Raw genomic sequence first — 19,838 nt, forward strand, 5'->3', positions numbered from 1 at the left:
CAATTCAGAACAACAGCGTTGATTTCATTGAGCTATTTCTAATGGATGCCATTAGAAATCCACAAGAAAATGTGAGCAGTTATTGTGCCGCCAAAGTCGGCAGAAGTCCTAATGAACAATCTCGGTTCATACCTGATGCCAAAGCTTTTGGTAGCTTTGGTCGGGGTCGTGGTCTTGTGCCTGCTTTTGCACATTGAAGCGCCGCCCGCCGCGTGGGTCAGTGCCCATGCCAGCGATGTAGAGCCAGTTGCCCTGGTTGTTGTAGACGTCGTAATCAATCAGCTGGGCTTCGAACCAGGCGGCACCGGCGCGCCAGTCGCCGTGCAGCTCATGGATCAGATAACTGGCCACCACCTGGCGCAAGCGGTTGGAGAGGTAACCGCTGGCCAGCAGCTCGTGCATGGCGGCGTCCACCAAGGGTTCAGTGGTGCGGCCCAGGCACCAGCGGGTGAACAGGGCCGGGTCGTGGTGGATGGGCGGCACCTTGTCGCGCAGGCCACGGTACCGAAACAGCTTGTCGCCATATTGCAGGTGCAGCAGGCGAAAGTAGTCGCGCCACAGCAACTCCAGCAGCAGCCACTCGGTGCCCTCATTGGGGCCCTCGCGCTGCTCATAGTTGCTGATGGTCTGTGCCACTTGGCGTGCCGACAGCGCGCCAGAGGCCAGCCAGCCGGACAATTTGCTGGAAAAGTCCGTGCCCGTGAGGCCGTTGCGTGTGGCTTTGTAATGCCGTGGCAGGTCGCTCGCAAAGTAGCGCGCCAAGTGGGCCAATCCAGCGCGTTCCCCACCGGTAAATTCGGCTTGCAAATATGGCAGGCTGGAACGCGGCTCGGGGCTGTTGTGGCCCAATTTGGCCAGTTCGTCTGCCAGGTTCACCGTGGCGTAGCCGTGCGCGGTTTCGGGCAGCGGCGGCAACTGTGTGGGGGCTGGCAGCGGGACCACGGGTCGTACCTGTGCACACGTCAAGGCCCGCCGAAACTGGGTGTACACGGCAGGCAGGTCTTGCACCTTGAAGGGCAGGTCATCGGGCTCGAACAAGGTGGACTGCCAGCGGCTGACAACTTCAACGCCGGTATGTTGCAACTGGTCAAGCTCGCTTTGTTCATGGGTGGCGGCAATGCTTTCGCAGTGGATGGCGGTCGCGTCCACGGCCCGCGCCAGTTTGGGCAACATGTCGGTGGCGGGGCCGTAGACCACGGTCAGGGCGCTGCCCATGGCGCGCAATTGGGCGTCCAGGTCAATCAGGCTGTCCAGCAGCACCCGTTGGCGGTGCATGCCGGGCTGCATGACGCCCCAGCGTGTGTCTCCGTTGTGGATGGCGCTGGCGCTGCCCAGGCAGTACACCGGCAGAAGCGCATCAGACTGCGCGCAGGCCTGGACAAGCGCCGGGTTGTCGTGCAGGCGCAGGTCGTTCCTGAACCAGTAAATCAGAGGGGTCATGTCAGTCTTGCTGGGAGGTGGGGGATGAGCGGCGGCAGCGCTCAGAGCAGTATTTGACGTTGCCCCAGTCGCGCGCCCACTTCTTGCGCCAGGCAAAAGCCAGGCCGCAGGTGAGGCAGATTTTGCTGGGCAACTCAGATTTTTTGCGCATTTTCATGGAGGAGGTGTGTGCGAGGAGCTTGGGGTTGGTGGACCACGGAGCGGGTGTTAGTCAAAGCCCAGGCTCAGCTGCGTGCTAGCGGCAAGGCTTGCCTGGCGGTTTGGCCGGGTGCTTGTCACTCGCGCGCCCTGGACTTTACGGGATGCATGTTTTTCAACAATGGTGGCTTTGCCTGCGCGCACTGATGGTGTGCGGCGCAAGCTGTGCAGGCGGTCTTTGGCAAAGCGGGTGGCGGTTTCCAGATCGACCAGTGGCATTGGCCAGGCGTCAGGCGCACCGGGGCGCGCATCCGCACACACGCGCACGCCACAGGCCGTCTGCACACTCTCGGGCATGCGCCAGGGCTCAAACAACCAACTGTTAGGCACTCGGCGAAGGGCCGGACACCAGCGGCGCACAAACAGGCCCTTGGGGTCATGGTCTTGCGCCTGTTTGATTGGGTTGTAGACCCGTGTGGTGTTGATGCCGGTGGTGCCCGACTGCATTTGCATCTGGCTCCAATGGATGCCGGGCTCGTAGTCTAAAAACTGCCGCGCCAACCACTGACCCACCTCGCGCCAGTGCAGCCACAGCGGGTAAGCCGCGACTGAGACCAGCATGGCCCGCATGCGAAAGTTGAGCCAGCCGGTTTCGCGCAGCATGGCCACGCAGGCGTCCACCATCGGCCAGCCGGTGCGCCCGGATTGCAAAGCCTCAAAATGCGCCGGGTTCCAGTCGGGCTCACGCAGGCCGTCGTAGCCCCGGTGCACATTGCGCCATTCCAGCTCTGGCTCGGATTCCAGCTTCTGGATAAAGTGGCAGTGCCAATGCAATCGGCTTAAAAATGCCTCTAGCCCTTTTGCAGCATGCGCAGAGTGCTCTTTTAACTGTAGTAACTTGTGATCGGTGGCTTGCACCACCTCGCGCAGGCTCAAACACCCAAACGTCAGGTAGGGCGACAGGCGCGAGCAAGCGCTGGGTGCCGACAGCGGTGACGAGATACCGCCCCGGTAATGGCGGCAACGGTCATTCAAAAAATCATCCAGCACCGCCAGCCCCGCGCTGCGTCCGCCACGCTGGCGCTCAGGTGGGTCAAACGCGTCGAGCCCCAGTTCTTGCGCGCTGAACACATGCTGCGCGTGCCAGGGCGACGGCGCAAATTGCAGGGCGCCAGGCGTGGGGCAGGGTAACTGGGGCGCTGCCGTATGGGTGACCCAATGGCTTTGCCAGTGGTTGCGGCTGACCAGTCGGCGCACCACACCAAATTGGGGGAATTCTTGCCAGCCAACCCCTTGGGCGCGGCACCAGCGTGCCATTGCCTTGTCGCGCTCAAAGGTCACGCCGTTGCCAGTTTCTTCGTGTGAATACAAGCGCTCGAAAGGGGCCAGTGCGTGCAACTGCGCCAACACCTCAGGCACTTCGCCAGTGCGCACATGCAGGCGGCCACCCAGCGCTTTCAGCGCGTGGGCCAGTTCGCGCAGGCTTTCCAGGATGAATTCATGGTGTTGGCGTGCCGCATCTGGCTGCACCCATAAGCTGGGCTCAATCACATACAGGCACAGTACCGGGCCGTACGCGGCGGCGTTGGTTAGCGCGGCGTGGTCGTGCAGTCGCAAGTCGCGCTTGAACCAGACCACGCCGTAGCTCACGCGCTTAAGCCCCCTTGTGTCAAGCCTTGCCCGAGCAAATAAACCGTGGCCAGACACAGGCATGCCACCACCGTGAGCTGCAGGCGCAGCGGCAAATACCAGGTCGGCAGCGCCAGCACCCGGGCCAACCGCAGGTCTTGCCGGTAATGGGCCAGCAGCCCGCCCAGCAACAGTGTGGTGCCCGCCGCAGGGGACACCAGCAGCGCCACCCAGGCGACCAGGCTGGGCATCACGCTCCAGGCATACACGCCATTGGCTGGCTGCTCTTGGGTGGCGGGGTGCACCATGGCAAACGCCCAGTGCAAGGCGCCTACAAAACTCAGAATCACCGCACCATAGCTCAGCAGCATTTTTTGCCAAAGCTCACGGTGGTTGGCATCCAGCGCACTTGCCAAGGCCAGCACCACAAACGGCAACAGGCCACCGTAGCCCAGCCAGGCGACGATGGCGGGGCGGGAGGATTCAGAAGATGTCATGGTGGTCTTTGGGTGGAGTGGGTCAGGCCAGGTCATTGTGTGCGATGCCTCTAGGTGCTGCGCCCCTCAATTGGCAAAATACCCCCGCGCATGACGGTCTTTGGCCGCAGTTTTTATCATGCGGCATGAATTCAAAACCACCTGCCTCACACGCCGCCAAACCCGCCAAGCCTCGCTTTGCCTTGTGGCTGGCACTCGCCGTCAGTTTGGGGTTGATTGGTTGGTGGGAATTTGCCACGCCCCGCGCGCCGGGGGCCGCCACACCGCCAGCAGAAGACCTGGCTCAGCCTGCGGGCAGCGAAGTGGCGGTGCTGGCTGGCGGCTGTTTCTGGTGCACCGAGGCCGACTTTGACAAGCTGCCTGGCGTGTTGTCCACCACCTCTGGCTACACCGGCGGCAAAACTTCCAACCCAACCTATTCTGAGGTGTCGAGCCATGCCACCGGTCATGCTGAAGCAGTGCGGGTGGTGTTTGACCCCAAACAGGTGAGCTACGCGCAATTGCTGGCCTACTTCTGGAAGACCATCGACCCCACCGTGCGAGACCGCCAGTTTTGCGACATTGGCACACCTTACCGCACGGCGATATTTGCAGCCACGCCAGCGCAACTGCAGTTAGCCAAGGAGTCACTGGCGGCGCTGGCGCAGAGCAAACCGTTTGCCGATCCGATTCAAACCCAGATTGTGATGCTGGATGATTTTTACCCCGCTGAGCAAGAGCATCAAAACTACCACCAGAACAACCCGGTGCGATACAACTACTACCGCACCAGTTGTGGCCGAGATGCCCGCCTCAAACAGCTTTGGGGTACCCCTGCTGCCTCCCAATAATTTATAAGAAATAAGGCTGTAGCGCTTATGGAATAAGCGCGAGGCACTATAAAAAACATAGTATTTTGGCTGGGCTTTCTATTGGCCTGATGAACTGGCTTTAACGCACGGCGTGTACGTCTGCCACCGCCAGCGCTGTCATGTTGACCACGCGGCGCACGGTGCTGGAGGGGTTCAGCACATGTGCGGTGGCGGCTGCACCGAGCAGAATCGGGCCCACTGTGACACCGTTGCCACCGGTCATCTTGAGCACGTTGAACAAGATGTTGGCCGAGTCCAGGTTGGGGCAAATCAAGATGTTGGCCGGGCCGCTGAGTGTGCTGTCGAGCAAAGTTGCCTTGCGGATGTCTTCTGACAAGGCGGCGTCGCCCTGCATCTCGCCGTCGCATTCCACTTCTGGGCACGCTATTCTGAACAGATCACGGGCTGCGCGCATTTTGCGTGCCGAGCCACGGCTGGACGAGCCGTAATTGGAGTGCGACAAAAACGCAATTTTGGGTTGTAAACCGAAGCGCTTGACCTCAGTGGCGGCCATTTGTGCAATGTTGGCGAGCTGCTCGGCACTCGGGTCTTCATTGACATAAGTGTCGGCCACAAACAGCGAATGGCTCTCCAGCATCAGGGCGTTCAGGGTGGCAAAGTTGCTGACACCGGGGGCGCGGCCAATCACGTCGCGCACATGGTCCAGGTGCACGTCAAAGCGGCCATGCAGCCCACACAACATGGCGTCGGCGTGGCCGAGCTTGACCATCAGCGCGGCAATGGTGGTGGTGCTGCGGCGCACCGCAGCCTTGGCGGCTTCCGGGCTGACGCCATTGCGCCCCATCAGCTGGTGGTAACTTTCCCAGTACTGGCGAAAACGCGGGTCGTCCTCGGGGTTGACCACGTCCACATCGCGGCCCAGCTGCAGGCGCAGGCCGGCCTTGGCAATGCGGGCTTCGATCACAGCCGGGCGGCCGATCAAAATGGGCCGGGCCAGTTGGCCTTCGACCACGATCTGGGCGGCGCGCAGCACGCGCTCGTCTTCGCCTTCGGCATAGGCCACGCGTTTGGAGGCGGCTGGGGCGTTGCGCGCGGCGTTGAACACGGGCTCCATCAGCAAGCCGGTGGAGTAGACAAAACGTGCCAGCGTCTGGCGGTAGGCGTCCATGTCCTTGATCGGGCGCTTGGCCACGCCAGAGGCCTCTGCGGCAGCTGCCACGGCGGGCGCAATGCGCAAAATCAGGCGTGAGTCAAACGGTTTGGGGATGATGAAATCCACACCAAACGCCAGCTCTTGCCCGGCGTAGGCATGGGCCACCTCTTCGCTGATGTCGGCCTTGGCCAGCGCAGCAATCTCTTGCACGCAGGCCAGCTTCATTTCTTCGGTGATCTGGGTCGCGCCGCAGTCCAGCGCACCGCGGAAGATGTACGGGAAACACAGCACGTTGTTGACCTGGTTGGGGTAATCCGAGCGGCCGGTGGCAATGATGCAATCGGGCCGCACGGCCTTGGCCAGTTCGGGGCGAATCTCAGGCTCGGGGTTGGCCAGCGCCAGAATGATGGGCTGGCGCGCCATGGTTTTGACCATGTCTTGCGTCAGCACCCCGGCGGCCGAGCAGCCTAGAAACACATCGGCTTCATTGACCGCATCAGCCAACGTGCGGGCAGTGGTGTCTTGCTCAAAACGCGCCTTGGAGTGGTCGTAACCACCTGGGCGGCCCTTGAAAATCACACCTTTGGAGTCGCACAAAAACACGTTTTTGACCTGTACGCCCAGGCCCACCATGACCCCCAGGCAGGCCAGCGCGGCGGCACCGGCGCCCGACACGGCCACCTTCACGTCCTGGATGTTTTTGCCCACCAACTCCAGCGCATTCACCAGCGCTGCACTGCTGATGATGGCAGTGCCGTGCTGGTCATCATGGAACACCGGAATGCCCATGCGCGCCTTGAGCTTTTCTTCAATGTAGAAACATTCGGGGGCCTTGATGTCTTCCAGGTTGATGCCGCCCAGCGTGGGCTCCAGCGCGGCAATGATCTCAATGAGTTTGTCGGGGTCGCGCTCGGCCAGCTCGATGTCAAACACGTCGATGCCAGCAAATTTCTTGAACAGGCAGGCCTTGCCTTCCATCACCGGCTTGCCCGCCAGCGGGCCAATGTCGCCCAGGCCCAGCACGGCGGTGCCGTTGGTCACCACGCCCACCAGGTTTCCTCGGCTGGTGTAGTCATAAGCCAGGTCAGGGTTGGCCTGAATGTCCAGGCAGGGATAAGCCACACCGGGTGAGTAAGCCAGTGCCAGATCGCGCTGGTTGATCAACGGCTTGGTGGCGTTGACCGAGATCTTGCCGCGCGTGGGAAAGCGGTGGTAATCACGCGATGCGTCGCCCAGGGCTTGTTCAGCGCTGGATAGTTCATGGCTCATGGAGGCTCCTGATGTAATAGACGGCGTCTACTTTACACCCGGAAAACGCAGAGTTCTCTGACAGATTGGCTGTCACACAAGGGTGGACTGCCCAAATTCACGTCAGCACAAAATTCGCGTTTGGCCGGGCGATGGGCGGGGGCACATCACCCAGCATTTCAGACAGACTGGCATGGATGCCGGTCACCATGGCGTCTAGCGCCAGATCGTTGTCGGCCAGGCCAAACGGGTTCTCAATCTCATCACTCAGGGCTTCCAGGGCGAAGAAGGTGTACGACACAAACGTCACCACCAGCGGCGTCATCCAGCCAATGCTGTCGACCAGCCCAAACGGCAACAGCGCGCAATACAGGTAAACGCTGCGGTGCAGAATCACCGAGTAGGCAAACGGCAAGGGCGTGTTGGCAATGCGTTCGCAACTGCCCAGGGCCAATGACAGGCCGTCGAGCGACGCCTCCATCTTGTGCGCCAGCATCGGCTCCAGCAGCTTTTGCTGCCGGCAATCACGCAACCATTGGCCGAGCCAGAGCAACACCAGTGCGGGGGCCGAGCGTGCGCTGGCCAACTGCAGCCGCAAGGTCTCGGGCAGCAGGCCCTCGGTGTGCGCGGTGGGCGTTTGCTCACGCAACTGGTTGCGCATGGTGCTGGCAAAGCCAACCAGCCCCAGCACAAACGGACGCACATCGCGCCCAGGCGCAACAAAAGTCAGAGCCTGGCGCGTCAGGTTGCGTGCTTCTACCAGCACGCTGCCCCATTGTTTGCGGGCTTCCCAATAACGGTCGTAACTTGCGTTGATGCGAAAACCAAGAAAAATAGCGAATGAAATGCCCATCAACGAAAACGGGCTGGCGTTGAGTGTGACTTTCCATAAAAAAAGCTGGCCATGCGCCAACACCACCGCGCAAGACAGGACAAAAATGAACAGTTGCTGGCCGTAAATGCGGTGTACCAGCGAACCTCGCCGAACAAGCAGCAGGCGAATCCAATGGGGTCGGGGGCGAACAATCACGATGAAAACAAGCGTCTGAAAGCCGGTGTGTTATGGAGCAGGCATTGTCACTGATGCCGCCTATGTGTACTGGGAAAATCAGGGTTTACCCTATGTTTAGTTGCAACACGGCAACGCGCAAGCGCTGGTTCCCCATCATCGCCCAAGCATCTATTTTTCTACGCCAGCAAGTCGCACAAGCTGCGGGCAATCACCTTGGTGGCGCGGCGCAGGTCTTCCAGGTCCAGCCGCTCATCGGCGCGCTTGGCATGGGATTCGAGCACGGTGCGGGGTCCGGCGCCGTAGATCACGCCGGGTATGCCGGCCTCGCAGAACAGCCGCACATCGGTGTAAAGCGGGGTGCCCAAGGCGGGAATGTCTTCGCCAAAAACGGCTTTGCCGTGTTGCTGAATGGCATCCACCAAGGGCTTGTTTCCGGGCAGCGGTTGCATGCTTTTGGCCAGCAACATGCGTCTGACCTCCACTGTGATGCCGGGGGATTGTGCCGCCGTGTGGGCAATGAGTTCGCGCAGGCCGGCTTCGACGTCTGCTGCGTTCTCTTCTGGAATCATGCGCCGGTCCAGCTTGAAGCTGACCCGCCCCGGAATCACATTGGTGTTGGTGCCACCAACGATCAGCCCCACGTTCAGGTACGGGTGGGTGATGCCTTCCACCTGCGAGGTGATGGCCTTGTAAAGCGCGTTTTGTGCGTAAAGCGCATTGAGAATTTTGACGGCACCCTGCAGCGCATCGACACCGGATTCTGGAATGGCGGCGTGCGCCATCTGGCCGTGCACCGTCACCTCCAGTTGCAGGCAGCCGTTGTGGGCGGTGATTACCTGGTAGCTGAATCCGGCGGCAATCATCAGATCGGGTTGTGTCAGTTTGTGCTTGAGCAGCCAGCCTGGGCCAACTTCACCGCCAAACTCTTCGTCGTAGGTGAACAGCAGCTCCAGCTGGCCTTTTTGCGGTTGGCACACGGCTTCCAGCGCGCGCATGGCGAAGGTGAAGGTGGAAAAGTCGCATTTGCTGACGGCGCTGGCGCGGCCAAAAATCTTGCCGTCTTCAATCTCGCCGCCATAGGGGTCATGCGTCCAGCCCTCACCGGGCGGCACCACGTCGCCATGGGCGTTCAGCGCAATAGTTTTGCCGCCTGGGCCATAGGCGCGGCGCACGATGAGGTTGGTGATGCTTTGCAACCCGGCGGCATGCACTTCAGCGGCGGGCACCGGGTGTTTTTCGGCGTCAATGCCCATGGCTTGCAGCAGCGCAAAGGTGCGTTCGGCGTGCGGTGCGTTGTTGCCGGGGGGCGTGTCGGTGGGGACTTGGATGAGTTCTTGCAGAAAGCGCACTTGCTCATCAAAGTGGGCGTCAATCCAGGCGTCAAGTTGGGTGTAGTTGGTCATGGTGGTGCAGGCTTGTTGTCGAGGCAGTGTGCGGTTGTGGGGCGGACTTCAGTCTGCCTGGCTGGCGGCAGCCGGCCCTGCGCTGGCCAATTGTTCAAGCAAATGGTTAAACGCCTCCACCGCCAGCTGCATGTCGTCACTGGTGGTGGATTCAAGCGGGTTGTGGCTGATGCCGGCATTTTGGCCGCGCACAAACAGCATGGCTTGCGGCATCACCTCATGCAGTTTCATGGCGTCGTGGCCGGCACCGCTGGGCATGCGGTGCAGCGGCAAGCCCAGGCTTGCTACGGCGGTTTCCCAGCGCTGCTGCCAGACGGGTGCGCTGGGGGCGGCGCTGGCGCGCATCGATTCGGTGATTTCAAAACTTACTTTTCGGCGTGTGCAAATGTCGGCCAATGCGCGTAACACATCGGCCTCCAGCGCGTCACGCTGGGCGTTGCTGGGCGCGCGCAGGTCCAGTGAAAACTGGCAGCGCCCGGGCACCACGTTGATGGAGCCATTGGGCACAGACAACTGGCCTACCGTGGCCACCGAGTCACCGTCTTTTGCGGCACGGGCTTCGCAGGCCAGCATGAATTCGGCCACGGCGCAGGCAGCGTCCGCGCGCTGGTTCATGGGGGTGGTGCCCGCATGGCAGGCGGTGCCCAGCACGTCGGCGGTGTAGCGCACGCTGGCGTTGATGCTGGTCACCACGCCCAGCGGCAGGTTCAGCGCGTTCAGCACCGGGCCTTGCTCGATGTGCACTTCGACAAAACCCAGGTACTGCGCCGGGTCGCGCTTGAGCCGGGCAATGTCGTCCACACACAAGCCAGCGTGCTGAATGGCTGCGCGCATCGACACGCCATCAACGTCCAATTGGTCCAGCCACTCGGGCTTGAAGTCGCCGGTGAGTGCGCCTGAGCCCAAAAATGTGGCCTTGAAGCGCTGGCCTTCTTCCTCGGCAAAGGCCACCACTTCAATGGCAAATGGCAGCCGCTGCCCGGCGCGGTGCAGCTCACGCACGCAGGCCATGGGCACAAAAATGCCCAAGCGGCCGTCATACTTTCCGCCATTGCGCACCGTGTCGTAGTGGCTGCCGGTCAGCAGGGTTTGAGTGTTTATATGCTTTTTAGGCCCGTAGCCCTTATTTAATATGCGTGAGTAGCTATCGTTTGAATAGTATTCTGTGGTGGTTTGGTGAGCCTCAAAACGCCCCACCACATTGCCCACCGCGTCGATGTGCACCGTATCAAAACCGCAGTCTTGCATCCAGCCCTGCAGGCGCGCGGCGCAGGCTCGATGAGCCTCGGTGAGGTAGGTCACGGTGAGTTGGTCGGGGGCTTCCGAGTGTTGGCTCAAGGCTTCATGCCAGTCCCACACGTCGTTGCACAGCACCGGCGTGATGCCAAATTTGTCGTTCAGGCGAAGCTCGGCAATGCGGTGGATGTTGCGCAGGCACTCCTGCAATTCAAAGTCGGGGTGGCCGTGCAGGCGGCGCTCAAAAGTGGCAATGATCTCAGCCCGGCTCAAGCCCAAGCCACGCGGCCCGCGCACCGCCAGGATGAATGGCCAACCAAATTTGGCGTTGTAGCTGGCGTTGAGTTGCTGCAAACGGGCAAATTCGTCGGCGCTGCAGTTTGTCAGGCCTGCTTTGTTTTGCTCGTTGCTGGATTCCACCGTGAGGCTTTGGCTCACCATGGCCTTGCCAGCCAACTCGGGGTGCGCTTTGATCAGGCTGAGCTGTTGCTCTTTTGTCGCTTGGCTGACCACCTCGGCCAAGGCAAATTTGAGGTGGTTGATGGATTTGAAGGGCCGGTTTTTCAGGGCAGCCTGGGCAATCCAGGGGCTGTGTTCGTACAGGCCGTCAAGCAGGGTTAAGGCTTCTTCATGTGTTGCGGCATTGAGTTGTTGCAAGGTCAATGGCATTTTTTGCTCCTGCTGGCGAGGGAAACAGAGGGGGGATCAACGACAGTTAACAAAAAATGCTCCGTTAAACATAGCTGCTTGCGCTTGCAAACAAAAGGCTAGAGGTTAAAAACACATGCAATATTCATTCCAGTCTGCCCGCAGCCTGCGCCGCCTTGGGCCAAGCTCAATCTGGCGCTGACGAACCTGTGGCAGATGCGCCATACGGATGCACCACCCGCCAATGCCGCGCAATGTCCAGCCGACGACACACCCACACCTTGTCATGCTGCCCGATGTAATCCAGAAACCGTTGCAGCGCCACAATGCGCCCCGGCCGCCCCAGCAAGCGGCAATGCATGCCCACGCTCATCATCTTGGGCGCGTTCAGGCCAGCCGGGTCGCCCTCGGCATAGAGCGCATCAAAGCTGTCTTTCAGGTATTGGTAAAACGGGTCAGCGTGCGAAAACCCTTGTGGCAGGGCAAAACGCATGTCGTTGCAGTCCAGCGTGTAGGGCACGATGAGTTGCGGCACCACGCTGTCATCCGTTTTGCGCACCTGCATCCAAAAGGGCAGGTCGTCGCCGTAGTAATCCGCGTCGTATTCAAAGCCGCCAAAGTCGGCCACCAGGCGGCGCGTGTTGGGGCTGTCGCGCCCGGTGTACCAACCCAGCGGGCGGCTGCCCATGAGCTGGGTCAATACCGCCATGCCGCGCGCCATGTGTTCGCGCTCTATGTCTTCGGGCAGGTCTTGGTAGTGAATCCAGCGCCAGCCGTGGCAGGCGATCTCATGCCCCAATTGTTGGCAGGCTTGCACCAGTTCGGGGTGGCGCTGCAGCGCCATGCCCACACCAAACACGGTGAGCGGCAGGCCGCGCTGCTCAAACTCGCGCAATATGCGCCACACCCCGGCCCGGCTGCCGTATTCGTAAATCCCTTCCATGCTGATGTGCCGGTCGGGGTAGCTGGCCGGGTTGGCCATCTCCGACAAAAACTGCTCTGAGCCCGCATCGCCGTGCAGCACACAGTTTTCGCCACCTTCCTCATAGTTCAGCACAAACTGCACCGCAATACGGGCCTGGTTTGGCCACCGCGCATGGGGTGGATTTGGGCCGTAGCCTTTCAGATCGCGGGGGTAGGGCAGGGTGCTGTTGTCGTGGGTCATGGGGAATCAGTGTATACACTTTGCTTCATTTTTGAGGGCTGCATCATGGGACTGAGTACGCATGTGTTGGACACCATGCACGGCACACCGGCCGCGGGCATGACCGTGACTTTGTACGCCACCGAAGGCAGCACCGCGCTGCAACTCAAGCAATTTGTGCTCAATCAAGACGGGCGCAACCCCGCTGGCCTGCTGCTTGACAGCACCGAGTTAAAGCGCGGCACCTACCGCTTGGTCTTTGATGTGGCGGCGTATTTCAAGGCGCAGAGTGTGGCCTTGCCCGAGCCGAATTTTCTGGGGCAAGTCAGCCTGGACTTTGGGGTGGCAGCGCCCGAGCAGCACTACCATGTGCCACTGCTGGTGAGCCCGTGGAGTTATTCAACGTACCGGGGGTCTTGATGCGCGGGGGGCTGTCCCGCAGGTCTAGTCAGTTGAGGACAGAGCAAATTTACTTCGTAAATCTTGGTCTGTCCCTCAAGGTTTCACAATTGCCCTTCCGTCAGGGTGTCGAGCTGGAACAGACCGGTTTTGTGCCACAGCCAGGTGTCGGTGTAGGTCACGCGGCCCATGCGCACTGGCACCGGATAGGGCGCGGCTTGGCGCGCCAGGCGCTCAATCTCGGCTATCACTTCCGGCGCATGTTTGGGCGCGCGCATCCAGTTCAGGCTGGTCACGCGGCCCTTGCCGTCAACCTCTATTTGCAACACCCCAATGGCGTACAGCAGCGGCGGCATCATGCCCTGGTAAATGCGGGTTTTGTTCTTGCCATACAAATGGCTGGCGGCGTCACGCCGGTAGGCGCGCGGTGTGGTGGCGTTCGAGACGAGCAGTTGGCCAGGCGTGGGCGTCACCACCAGGGGTGTGGTGGCGGGTGTGGGTGCCTGCTCGGTCACAGCAGGCGGGGGCACTGGGGTCGACGTGCAACCCGCGATCAGTGCGGCCAAGCCCGCCGCCAGACCCGCGCCAAATGCAAGCCAGCGTGTGCGCAGCAGGAGTGTTGTTTTCACGTTGCAAAACCCTCAAAACGGTTGGATGAGATATGGCCCCGTAATGTGCCTGAAAAACCGCGTCCGCTGAAGCGTAGTCATCTTAAAAAGGTAAGCCTTTGTGACATCTGAACGCAACTTTTTGGTGCAGTTGCGCACGCAAGACGCCGTGCTGGTCACCGTGCACAGCCACCGTGGCTCGGTCCCGCGAGAGGCTGGTGCCTGGATGGCCGTGTTGGCTGATGAAACCCTTGGCACGGTTGGCGGCGGGCATCTGGAGTGGCAAGCCATGGCGCAAGCCCGCGCCCGGCTAAACGGCGCGCCGGGCCAACCCCTGCTGCGTTATGCCCTGGGGCCATCGCTGGGCCAATGCTGCGGCGGCGAGGTGGTGCTGAAGTTTGAACGCGTGGGCGCGGCCGACGTGCCGCGTTTGCAGGCCGCTTTTGCTCAAGCCCGTGCCCACTGGCCGCACATTGCGCTGTTCGGTGGCGGCCACGTGGGGCGGGCGCTGGTGCAAACGCTGGCCCCGTTGCCTTTGAGTGTGCGCTGGGTAGACAGTCGCGACGAGATTTTTCCCGAGCCGCTGCCCGCCAACGTGCTGGCCGAACACGCCGACCCGGTTCAGTCAGCAGTTGCTGATTTGCCGCCAGGCGCGCTGGTGCTGGTCATGAGCTTTAGCCACGCCGAAGACTTGGACGTGGTGGCCGCGTGCATTGCGCGCCAGCGCGCACAGGCTGACTTGCCCTTCATCGGTCTGATCGGTAGCCATAGCAAATGGGCAGCTTTTAGCCACCGCTTGCAAGCGCGCGGCTTTCGGCCCGAAGAACTGGCGCACGTCACCTGCCCCATTGGCCTGCCCGGCATTTCTGGCAAAGCGCCCGAAGTGATCGCCGTGGCCGTGGCGGCACAACTCTTGCAGGTCATTGGCAGCGCCGACATCACCCGCGGTGAAACTCAAAGGACAACATGATGGAAAGTTACGTGCTGGATTGGCTTAATTTGCTGCTGCGCTGGGCGCATGTGGTCACCGCCATCGCCTGGATTGGCTCGTCGTTCTATTTTGTGTTCTTGGACAGTAGCCTGACCCCGCCGGAAGACGATGATTTGAAAAAACAAGGCGTCAGCGGCGAGCTCTGGGCCGTGCATGGCGGCGGCTTCTACCACCCGGTGAAATTCGCCGTGAAGCCCCCGCAGTTACCCAAGCACCTGCACTGGTTTTACTGGGAAAGTTACAGCACCTGGCTCACCGGCTTTGCGCTGTTCACCGTGTCTTACCTGTGGAGCGCGGGCACATACCTTATCGACAAGTCAAAGATGGACTGGCTGCCCTGGCAGGCCATTGCGGTGGCCATCGGGTTTTTGGTGGTGTTCTGGCTGCTGTATGACTTGATTTGCCGTATCTTCGGCCAGCGCAAAAACGGTGATGCGATCGTGGGTGTCCTGGTGTTGGTGCTGGTGTGTGTGGCAAGCTGGCTGGCCTGCCACTGGTTTGCCGGGCGCGCCGCTTTCTTGCTGGTGGGTGCCATGCTGGCCACCAGCATGAGCGCCAACGTGGCGCACTGGATCATTCCGGGCCAGCGCAAGGTGGTGGCTGCCATCAAGGCCGGGCAGCCGGTGGACCCGATTCACGGCATCCGCGGCAAGCAGCGCAGTGTGCACAACACCTACTTCACCCTGCCGGTGCTGTTTGCCATGCTCAGCGGGCACTACAGCTTTACCTACACGCACCCGCAAAACTGGCTGGTGTTGATCGCCATGATGTTTGCCGGTGCCGCCATCCGGCAGTTTTTTGTCATGCGCCACGGCTACAAGCTGGGCCGCAACACCAACCCGCTGCCCTACGCGGGTGTGGGCGTGGCGGTGATTCTTGCCATGATCGTCTGGCTGGCACCAAAACCCGAGCCCGTTTCAGTATCTTCAGATTCAATAGCTACTCACGCAGGTAACACGGTGGCTGGAGGCCAAATTGGTTATGCAACTCTGCAACCCATTCTGGCCCAGCGTTGTTACCTGTGCCACGGCGCGCAGGTGCAAATGAAAAACGTGCGGCTGGACTCCGCCGCCAATGTCAAGCTGCACGCGCAAGCCATCTACCAGCAGGTGGTGGTGAGCAAAATCATGCCCATGACCAATGCCACCGGCATCTCCGAGGCCGAGCGCATGCTGATCAAGCAGTGGTTTGAGACCGGGGCGAAGAGCGACTGAGCTGTGCCTTGGTCGGTTATGCCGCCTTGTCCGCCTCAGAGGTGAACGAATCCGCGTAAAACTCGTCTACTGGCAGCCCGGCTTCTACAAAATCGCGCTGCGCTGACGCCACCACAATCGGTGCGCCGCAGGCATAGACCTGGTAGCCCGACAAATCTGGCAGGTCTTGCAACACGGCGCGGTGCACAAAGCCGGTGCGGCCGGCCCAGTTGTCTTCTGGCAAAGCATCAGACACCACCGGCACATAACGCAGGTTGGGCATCTCGGCGAGTTTGGCCTTGACCCAATCGTCCATGTACAAATCATGCGGTCGGCGCCCGCCCCAATACAGCGTGGCCGGGCGTGTGCTGCCCTTGAACTGCAGGTGCTCGATCAGCGCCTTGATCGGGGCAAAGCCCGTGCCCGCGGCCAGCAACACCATCGGTTCGATGCTGTCTTCGCGCAGGTAAAAGCTGCCAAACGGCCCTTCAATGCGCAAAATGTCGCGCTCCTTCATCGTGCCAAACACTTGGTCGGTGAAAACGCCGCCGGGCATGTGGCGAATGTGCAGCTCCAGGCCTTGCCCAATCAGGTGCGGCGCGCTGGCCATGGAATAACTGCGGCGCACACCGTCGCGCAGCAAAAATTCAATGTACTGACCGGCATGGTAGGTAAAGACATCGTTGGCTGGCATTTGCAGCAGCAGGCGCATCACATCGGGCGATTTTTTCTCCATCAAGGTCACGCGTGTGGGCATTTTCTTGATGGGCAACGCTCCTTCAGCCGTCACCTGGCGCGACTCCAGCACCACGTCGCTGTGGGCGCTGGCGCAGCAGGTCAGCACAAAACCCTGCGCTTCTTCCTCGGTGCTGAGCGCCTTGCTTTGGTGTGCGCCGTGGCTGACGGTGCCGCTGAGCTTTTTGCATTTGCATGAGCCACAGGCACCGTCTTTGCAGCCGTAGGGTAGGTTGACTCCTTGCGCAATGCCGGCGGCCAGCAAGGTGTCGGTGGGGGCCACGGTAAAGGTTCGGCCGCTGGGCTCAATCGTGATCTGAAATGCCGTCGCGCTGCTGGCTGTCATATTCTGGTTATCCTCAAGGCGTTTGTTTTAATCGTCAAAAAGGTGCCAATTTTGCCTGCATTGAAAAGCCCCCATGTGCTCCTGTATGCCACCCGCCCCGGCGCGTTGCCCGCACGTTTTCGGCGCGAGCGCGTGTTGCTGGTGGGCTGCGGTGACGTGGGCTTGCGCGTGGCCCGCGAACTGGCCCCCCGGGTGCGTCTGCTTGCCCTGACCTCAAGTGCTGAGCGTGTGCCTGAGTTACGCGCCCGTGGCATCACACCCCTGCTGGGCAACCTGGACAAGCCCGCCAGCCTCAAACGCCTGAGCGGTCTGGCCACCCGCATCGTGCACCTGGCCCCGCCCCCGGGCGCTGGCTGGCAAGACACCCGCACACGCAATCTGCTGGGTGTGCTGCGCCGGCGTTTGCCTGTGCAAACGCTGGTGTATGGCTCCACCAGCGGCGTCTATGGCGACTGTCAGGGTGGTTTAGCTATTGAAACTAGAGCTACTAACGCAGAAACAGCAAGGGCCCAGAGGCGAATTGATGCTGAAAATAGAGTGCGCCACTTTGGCCGTGCCAGCGGCGCACACGTCAGCACCTTGCGCATTCCCGGCATCTACGCGCCCGACCGTGAAGGCGGCACGCCACGTGAGCGCCTGCTCAAAGGCACGCCGGTGTTGCGCACTGAAGACGACGTGTTCACCAACCACATCCACGCCGACGACCTGGCCCGAGCCTGCGTGGCCGCGCTGTGGCATGCCAAGCCGGGCCGGGTCTATAACGTCAATGACGACACCTGCCTGAAGATGGGCGACTACTTTGACTTTGCCGCAGATCTGTATGGCTTGCCGCGCCCACCCCGCGTGTCGCGCGCTGGTGCCAAAGAAAAACTGCCGGTGATGATGCTGAGCTTCATGGGCGAATCGCGCCGCATGGACAACTCCCGGCTGAAGAAAGAGTTGGGCCTGCGTTTGCGTTATGCAACTGTGGCTGAGGGCCTGGCAATGCCGGGGTTGTGATCGTGATGGCTATTTCGCCAGGCCGACTTGCAGGGTATTTAACGGTGAAGTGAAACGGGTGGCCCTGGCTGCAGTGGGTGAATTCGATCTGTGGTCAGTCTTGGGGGACATCGGTTTAGTAGGCCTTTTGGTCTTTGGCGACCAGGCGGACGGTTTTGAAGATGATGTTGATGTCAAGCCGCAACGACCAGTGGCGCAGGTAGTCCAAGTCGTAGTCAATGCGGCCCTGCATTTTGTCGAGGGTGTCGGTTTCGCCACGGAAGCCGTTGACCTGGGCCCAGCCGGTGATGCCGGGCTTGACCTTGTGGCGCACCATGTAGCCTTTGATGAGTTTGCGGTAGGTTTCGTTGTGGGCCACGGCGTGAGGGCGAGGGCCCACGATGCTCATGCGGCCTTGCAGCACGTTGACAAACTGGGGCAGTTCGTCAAGTGAGGTGCGCCGCAATATGGCGCCCAGCGGGGTGATGCGGGCATCGTTTCTTTGTGCTTGCCGAATGGCACCGCCGTCTTCGGTGACGCTCATGGAGCGAAATTTGTAGACCAGAATTTCTTTGCCATCAAGGCCATAGCGGCGCTGCTTGAAGATGATGGGGCCAGGCGAGGTGAGCTTGACGGCAATGGCCACGCCAATGAGCACAGGTGTGATCAGAGTCAGGATCAGCACGGAGAACACGATGTCGCTGGCGCGTTTGATGGCGCCGTTCATGCCGGTAAACGGTGATTCACAGACCGAGATCACTGGCACGCCACATACCGCAGTGGTGTGGCCCTGAATCAGGTCGGTGACGAACATGTCGGGCACGAAATAGATCGAGGCGGTGGTGTCTTTGAGGTCGTCCAGCACATGCAGGATGCGTGGCTGCGAAGCCATGGGCAGCGACAAATAAATGACCTGAATGTGATGCACTTTCACCAGGCGGGCAATGTCACTGAGCTTGCCCAGCACGGGGTGGTTGGCGTCAACGCCGTTGCGGCCAGCATCGCGACTGTCGACAAAGCCGCACAGTTCGATGTGGCTGTAGGGCGACTGCGCCAGCTTGGTGGCGAGTGCAAAGCCCTGAGAATTCATGCCCACAATGACGGCGCGCTGCTTGGGGCCTTGCAGATTGAGCAGTGCGGGAACCGCGGCGCGCAGCAGCAAACAGGCGCCAAATTCAGCGACTGGTGCTAACAATAGCCAGGCTAGCAAGGCTTTGTCGGAGAACACATGCAAGAAGCCGGTGGCCACACCGATAAGAAACAGCAGGGCAGCAATCCAGGTCCAGTTGAGGAGAATGTTGAGTCCAGCGGTCCACAAGGGTTTTTGCAGACGCGACTCGCCTGGAAACGTGAGCGCAAACACCAACACTGAGAGCAGCAGGTAGGCCGGCGGGATCTCGCCCTCAAAGTAAACCGAAACGCCCCACAGCGACAGCACCAGAGTCGTCGGGGTGACGATGGCGATCAGGACGTTAAGCAGGTTGCCCTTGCCAAGTGTTGAACCTGCCAGCTGTTTGCTGGCGGCAGCAGCAGAGGTGTTGGATCGCGCTTCAGTCATTGACGAGAAAGGCGTTGTACTTGTCTACGGCTTGGGCGCGGGCAACCACATCTAGCTTTTTGAAGATGTGCTTCATGTGGTTTTTGACGGTGAACTCACTGATGTCCATAAGGCGACCAATTTCGGGGTCGGTTTTGCCCGAGGCGACCCAGTACAAGACCTGGACTTCGCGATCGGTCAGGTCGGACGCATGGCCGGGTGCGTGGGTAGTGCCATTAGTGGGGGGCGCTAAGTGCTCTTGGTATGGAAGGTAGCTTTGCCGGTCGCCTGGCCACCAGTCCGGTATGTCACGATGGCTATGTACCGCTAACGACCGCGTGATGGTGTGGCGGTGGTTGCAGGTGATTTCAAACGAGCGGGAATAAAAATGATCCATTGATCAGGCGACAACGTGGAATGGTTGCGGTGCGGCGAAGGATGCAAAAATTTTCAAAATTAAGAATAAAAACAATGGCTTGAAAACAAAAGATCGCGTCACGAGACGTCACCCGCAGTTGCGCCAGAAGACCTGAGTTGATTTGACGAGTGCTCTCATGGGATCGCTGTCAAGTTAGGCCGGCCTGTCTTGAAGCGGAGAGAAAGCGTGCACTGAGCGCCTTGATGGTAAGTGCAATTGACCGCCTGGGCTATTTCGAAAATGGGGAATATTGAGGAAATTTGGGCAATTTAC

At 60.5% G+C, this 19,838-nt stretch carries 18 protein-coding genes; 5 read left to right on the forward strand and 13 right to left on the reverse strand.

The window, feature by feature from the left end; genetic code table 11:
* Nucleotides 1–126 precede the first annotated feature (126 nt).
* Genes PHQ58_RS03045 through PHQ58_RS03060 form a run of 4 tightly spaced genes read right to left on the reverse strand, consistent with a single transcriptional unit; the run spans nt 127 to nt 3,704 of the window.
* Complete coding sequence (locus PHQ58_RS03045) at nt 127–1,440, reverse strand: DASH family cryptochrome (protein ID WP_300106722.1); 1,314 nt, start codon at nt 1,438–1,440, stop codon at nt 127–129.
* A gap of 1 nt (nt 1,441) precedes the next feature.
* Nucleotides 1,442–1,597 (reverse strand): DUF2256 domain-containing protein, encoded by a 156-nt coding sequence (locus PHQ58_RS23610; RefSeq protein ID WP_367187267.1) that lies wholly within the window; start codon nt 1,595–1,597, stop codon nt 1,442–1,444.
* A 50-nt stretch (nt 1,598–1,647) separates the two neighbouring features.
* The gene (locus PHQ58_RS03055; RefSeq protein ID WP_300106725.1) at nt 1,648–3,228 is read right to left on the reverse strand and encodes a deoxyribodipyrimidine photo-lyase; all 1,581 of its coding nucleotides are present in this window, start codon (nt 3,226–3,228) and stop codon (nt 1,648–1,650) included.
* Entirely contained in the window at nt 3,225–3,704 is a 480-nt protein-coding gene (locus tag PHQ58_RS03060) for a DUF3429 domain-containing protein (RefSeq protein ID WP_300106728.1), read from the reverse strand. The genes PHQ58_RS03055 and PHQ58_RS03060 overlap by 4 nt, the downstream gene beginning before the upstream one ends.
* Before the next feature lie 125 nt (nt 3,705–3,829).
* Here PHQ58_RS03060 and msrA point away from each other — a divergent pair, with 125 nt between their 5' ends.
* Nucleotides 3,830–4,534 carry a peptide-methionine (S)-S-oxide reductase MsrA gene (gene msrA / locus PHQ58_RS03065; protein ID WP_300106731.1) on the forward strand — a complete coding sequence of 235 codons (705 nt, stop codon included), beginning with the start codon at nt 3,830–3,832 and terminating at the stop codon, nt 4,532–4,534.
* Between the two features lie 100 nt (nt 4,535–4,634).
* Here msrA and PHQ58_RS03070 read toward each other — a convergent pair whose 3' ends face one another.
* The 5 genes from PHQ58_RS03070 to puuE form a co-directional block, all read right to left on the reverse strand.
* A complete protein-coding gene (locus tag PHQ58_RS03070) occupies nt 4,635–6,938 on the reverse strand; it encodes an NADP-dependent malic enzyme (protein WP_300106734.1) in 2,304 nt (767 codons plus the stop codon).
* A gap of 97 nt (nt 6,939–7,035) precedes the next feature.
* Entirely contained in the window at nt 7,036–7,947 is a 912-nt protein-coding gene (locus tag PHQ58_RS03075; protein WP_300106737.1) for a bestrophin family protein, read from the reverse strand.
* Nucleotides 7,948–8,105: 158 nt separating this feature from the next.
* Nucleotides 8,106–9,332 carry a M20/M25/M40 family metallo-hydrolase gene (locus PHQ58_RS03080; RefSeq protein ID WP_300106740.1) on the reverse strand — a complete coding sequence of 409 codons (1,227 nt, stop codon included), beginning with the start codon at nt 9,330–9,332 and terminating at the stop codon, nt 8,106–8,108.
* 48 nt (nt 9,333–9,380) lie between these two features.
* A complete protein-coding gene (gene uraD / locus PHQ58_RS03085) occupies nt 9,381–11,237 on the reverse strand; it encodes a 2-oxo-4-hydroxy-4-carboxy-5-ureidoimidazoline decarboxylase (protein WP_300106743.1) in 1,857 nt (618 codons plus the stop codon).
* Nucleotides 11,238–11,403: 166 nt separating this feature from the next.
* Nucleotides 11,404–12,381 (reverse strand): allantoinase PuuE, encoded by a 978-nt coding sequence (gene puuE / locus PHQ58_RS03090; RefSeq protein WP_300106746.1) that lies wholly within the window; start codon nt 12,379–12,381, stop codon nt 11,404–11,406.
* Between the two features lie 45 nt (nt 12,382–12,426).
* Between puuE and uraH the strand changes: the two genes are divergently transcribed.
* The gene (gene uraH / locus PHQ58_RS03095; RefSeq protein WP_300106749.1) at nt 12,427–12,780 is read left to right on the forward strand and encodes a hydroxyisourate hydrolase; all 354 of its coding nucleotides are present in this window, start codon (nt 12,427–12,429) and stop codon (nt 12,778–12,780) included.
* An 83-nt stretch (nt 12,781–12,863) separates the two neighbouring features.
* Here uraH and PHQ58_RS03100 read toward each other — a convergent pair whose 3' ends face one another.
* Entirely contained in the window at nt 12,864–13,388 is a 525-nt protein-coding gene (locus PHQ58_RS03100; protein WP_300106752.1) for a hypothetical protein, read from the reverse strand.
* A gap of 100 nt (nt 13,389–13,488) precedes the next feature.
* On the opposite strand from PHQ58_RS03100, the gene xdhC reads away from it, so the two are divergent.
* Entirely contained in the window at nt 13,489–14,337 is an 849-nt protein-coding gene (gene xdhC, locus PHQ58_RS03105) for a xanthine dehydrogenase accessory protein XdhC (protein ID WP_300106754.1), read from the forward strand.
* On the forward strand, nt 14,337–15,572 hold the full coding sequence (locus PHQ58_RS03110) for a urate hydroxylase PuuD (RefSeq protein ID WP_300106757.1): 1,236 nt from the start codon (nt 14,337–14,339) through the stop codon (nt 15,570–15,572). The genes xdhC and PHQ58_RS03110 overlap by 1 nt, the downstream gene beginning before the upstream one ends.
* 16 nt (nt 15,573–15,588) lie before the next feature.
* On the opposite strand, the gene PHQ58_RS03115 is transcribed toward PHQ58_RS03110, so the two are convergent.
* Nucleotides 15,589–16,632: a CDP-6-deoxy-delta-3,4-glucoseen reductase gene (locus tag PHQ58_RS03115; protein WP_300106760.1), complete on the reverse strand. Its 1,044-nt coding sequence runs from the start codon at nt 16,630–16,632 to the stop codon at nt 15,589–15,591.
* Nucleotides 16,633–16,683: 51 nt separating this feature from the next.
* Here PHQ58_RS03115 and PHQ58_RS03120 point away from each other — a divergent pair, with 51 nt between their 5' ends.
* Nucleotides 16,684–17,631 (forward strand): SDR family oxidoreductase, encoded by a 948-nt coding sequence (locus PHQ58_RS03120; RefSeq protein ID WP_300106763.1) that lies wholly within the window; start codon nt 16,684–16,686, stop codon nt 17,629–17,631.
* A 115-nt stretch (nt 17,632–17,746) separates the two neighbouring features.
* On the opposite strand, the gene PHQ58_RS03125 is transcribed toward PHQ58_RS03120, so the two are convergent.
* Together PHQ58_RS03125 and PHQ58_RS03130 are read right to left on the reverse strand one after the other, a co-directional pair.
* Nucleotides 17,747–19,168, reverse strand: coding sequence for an undecaprenyl-phosphate glucose phosphotransferase (locus tag PHQ58_RS03125; protein ID WP_300106766.1), 1,422 nt, complete (start codon nt 19,166–19,168; stop codon nt 17,747–17,749).
* The gene (locus PHQ58_RS03130; RefSeq protein WP_300106769.1) at nt 19,161–19,544 is read right to left on the reverse strand and encodes a response regulator transcription factor; all 384 of its coding nucleotides are present in this window, start codon (nt 19,542–19,544) and stop codon (nt 19,161–19,163) included. Before PHQ58_RS03130 ends, PHQ58_RS03125 begins: the two co-directional genes overlap by 8 nt.
* Nucleotides 19,545–19,838: the final 294 nt, after the last annotated feature.

Source organism: Rhodoferax sp., assembly GCF_028688795.1.
GTDB lineage: Bacteria > Pseudomonadota > Gammaproteobacteria > Burkholderiales > Burkholderiaceae_C > Rhodoferax.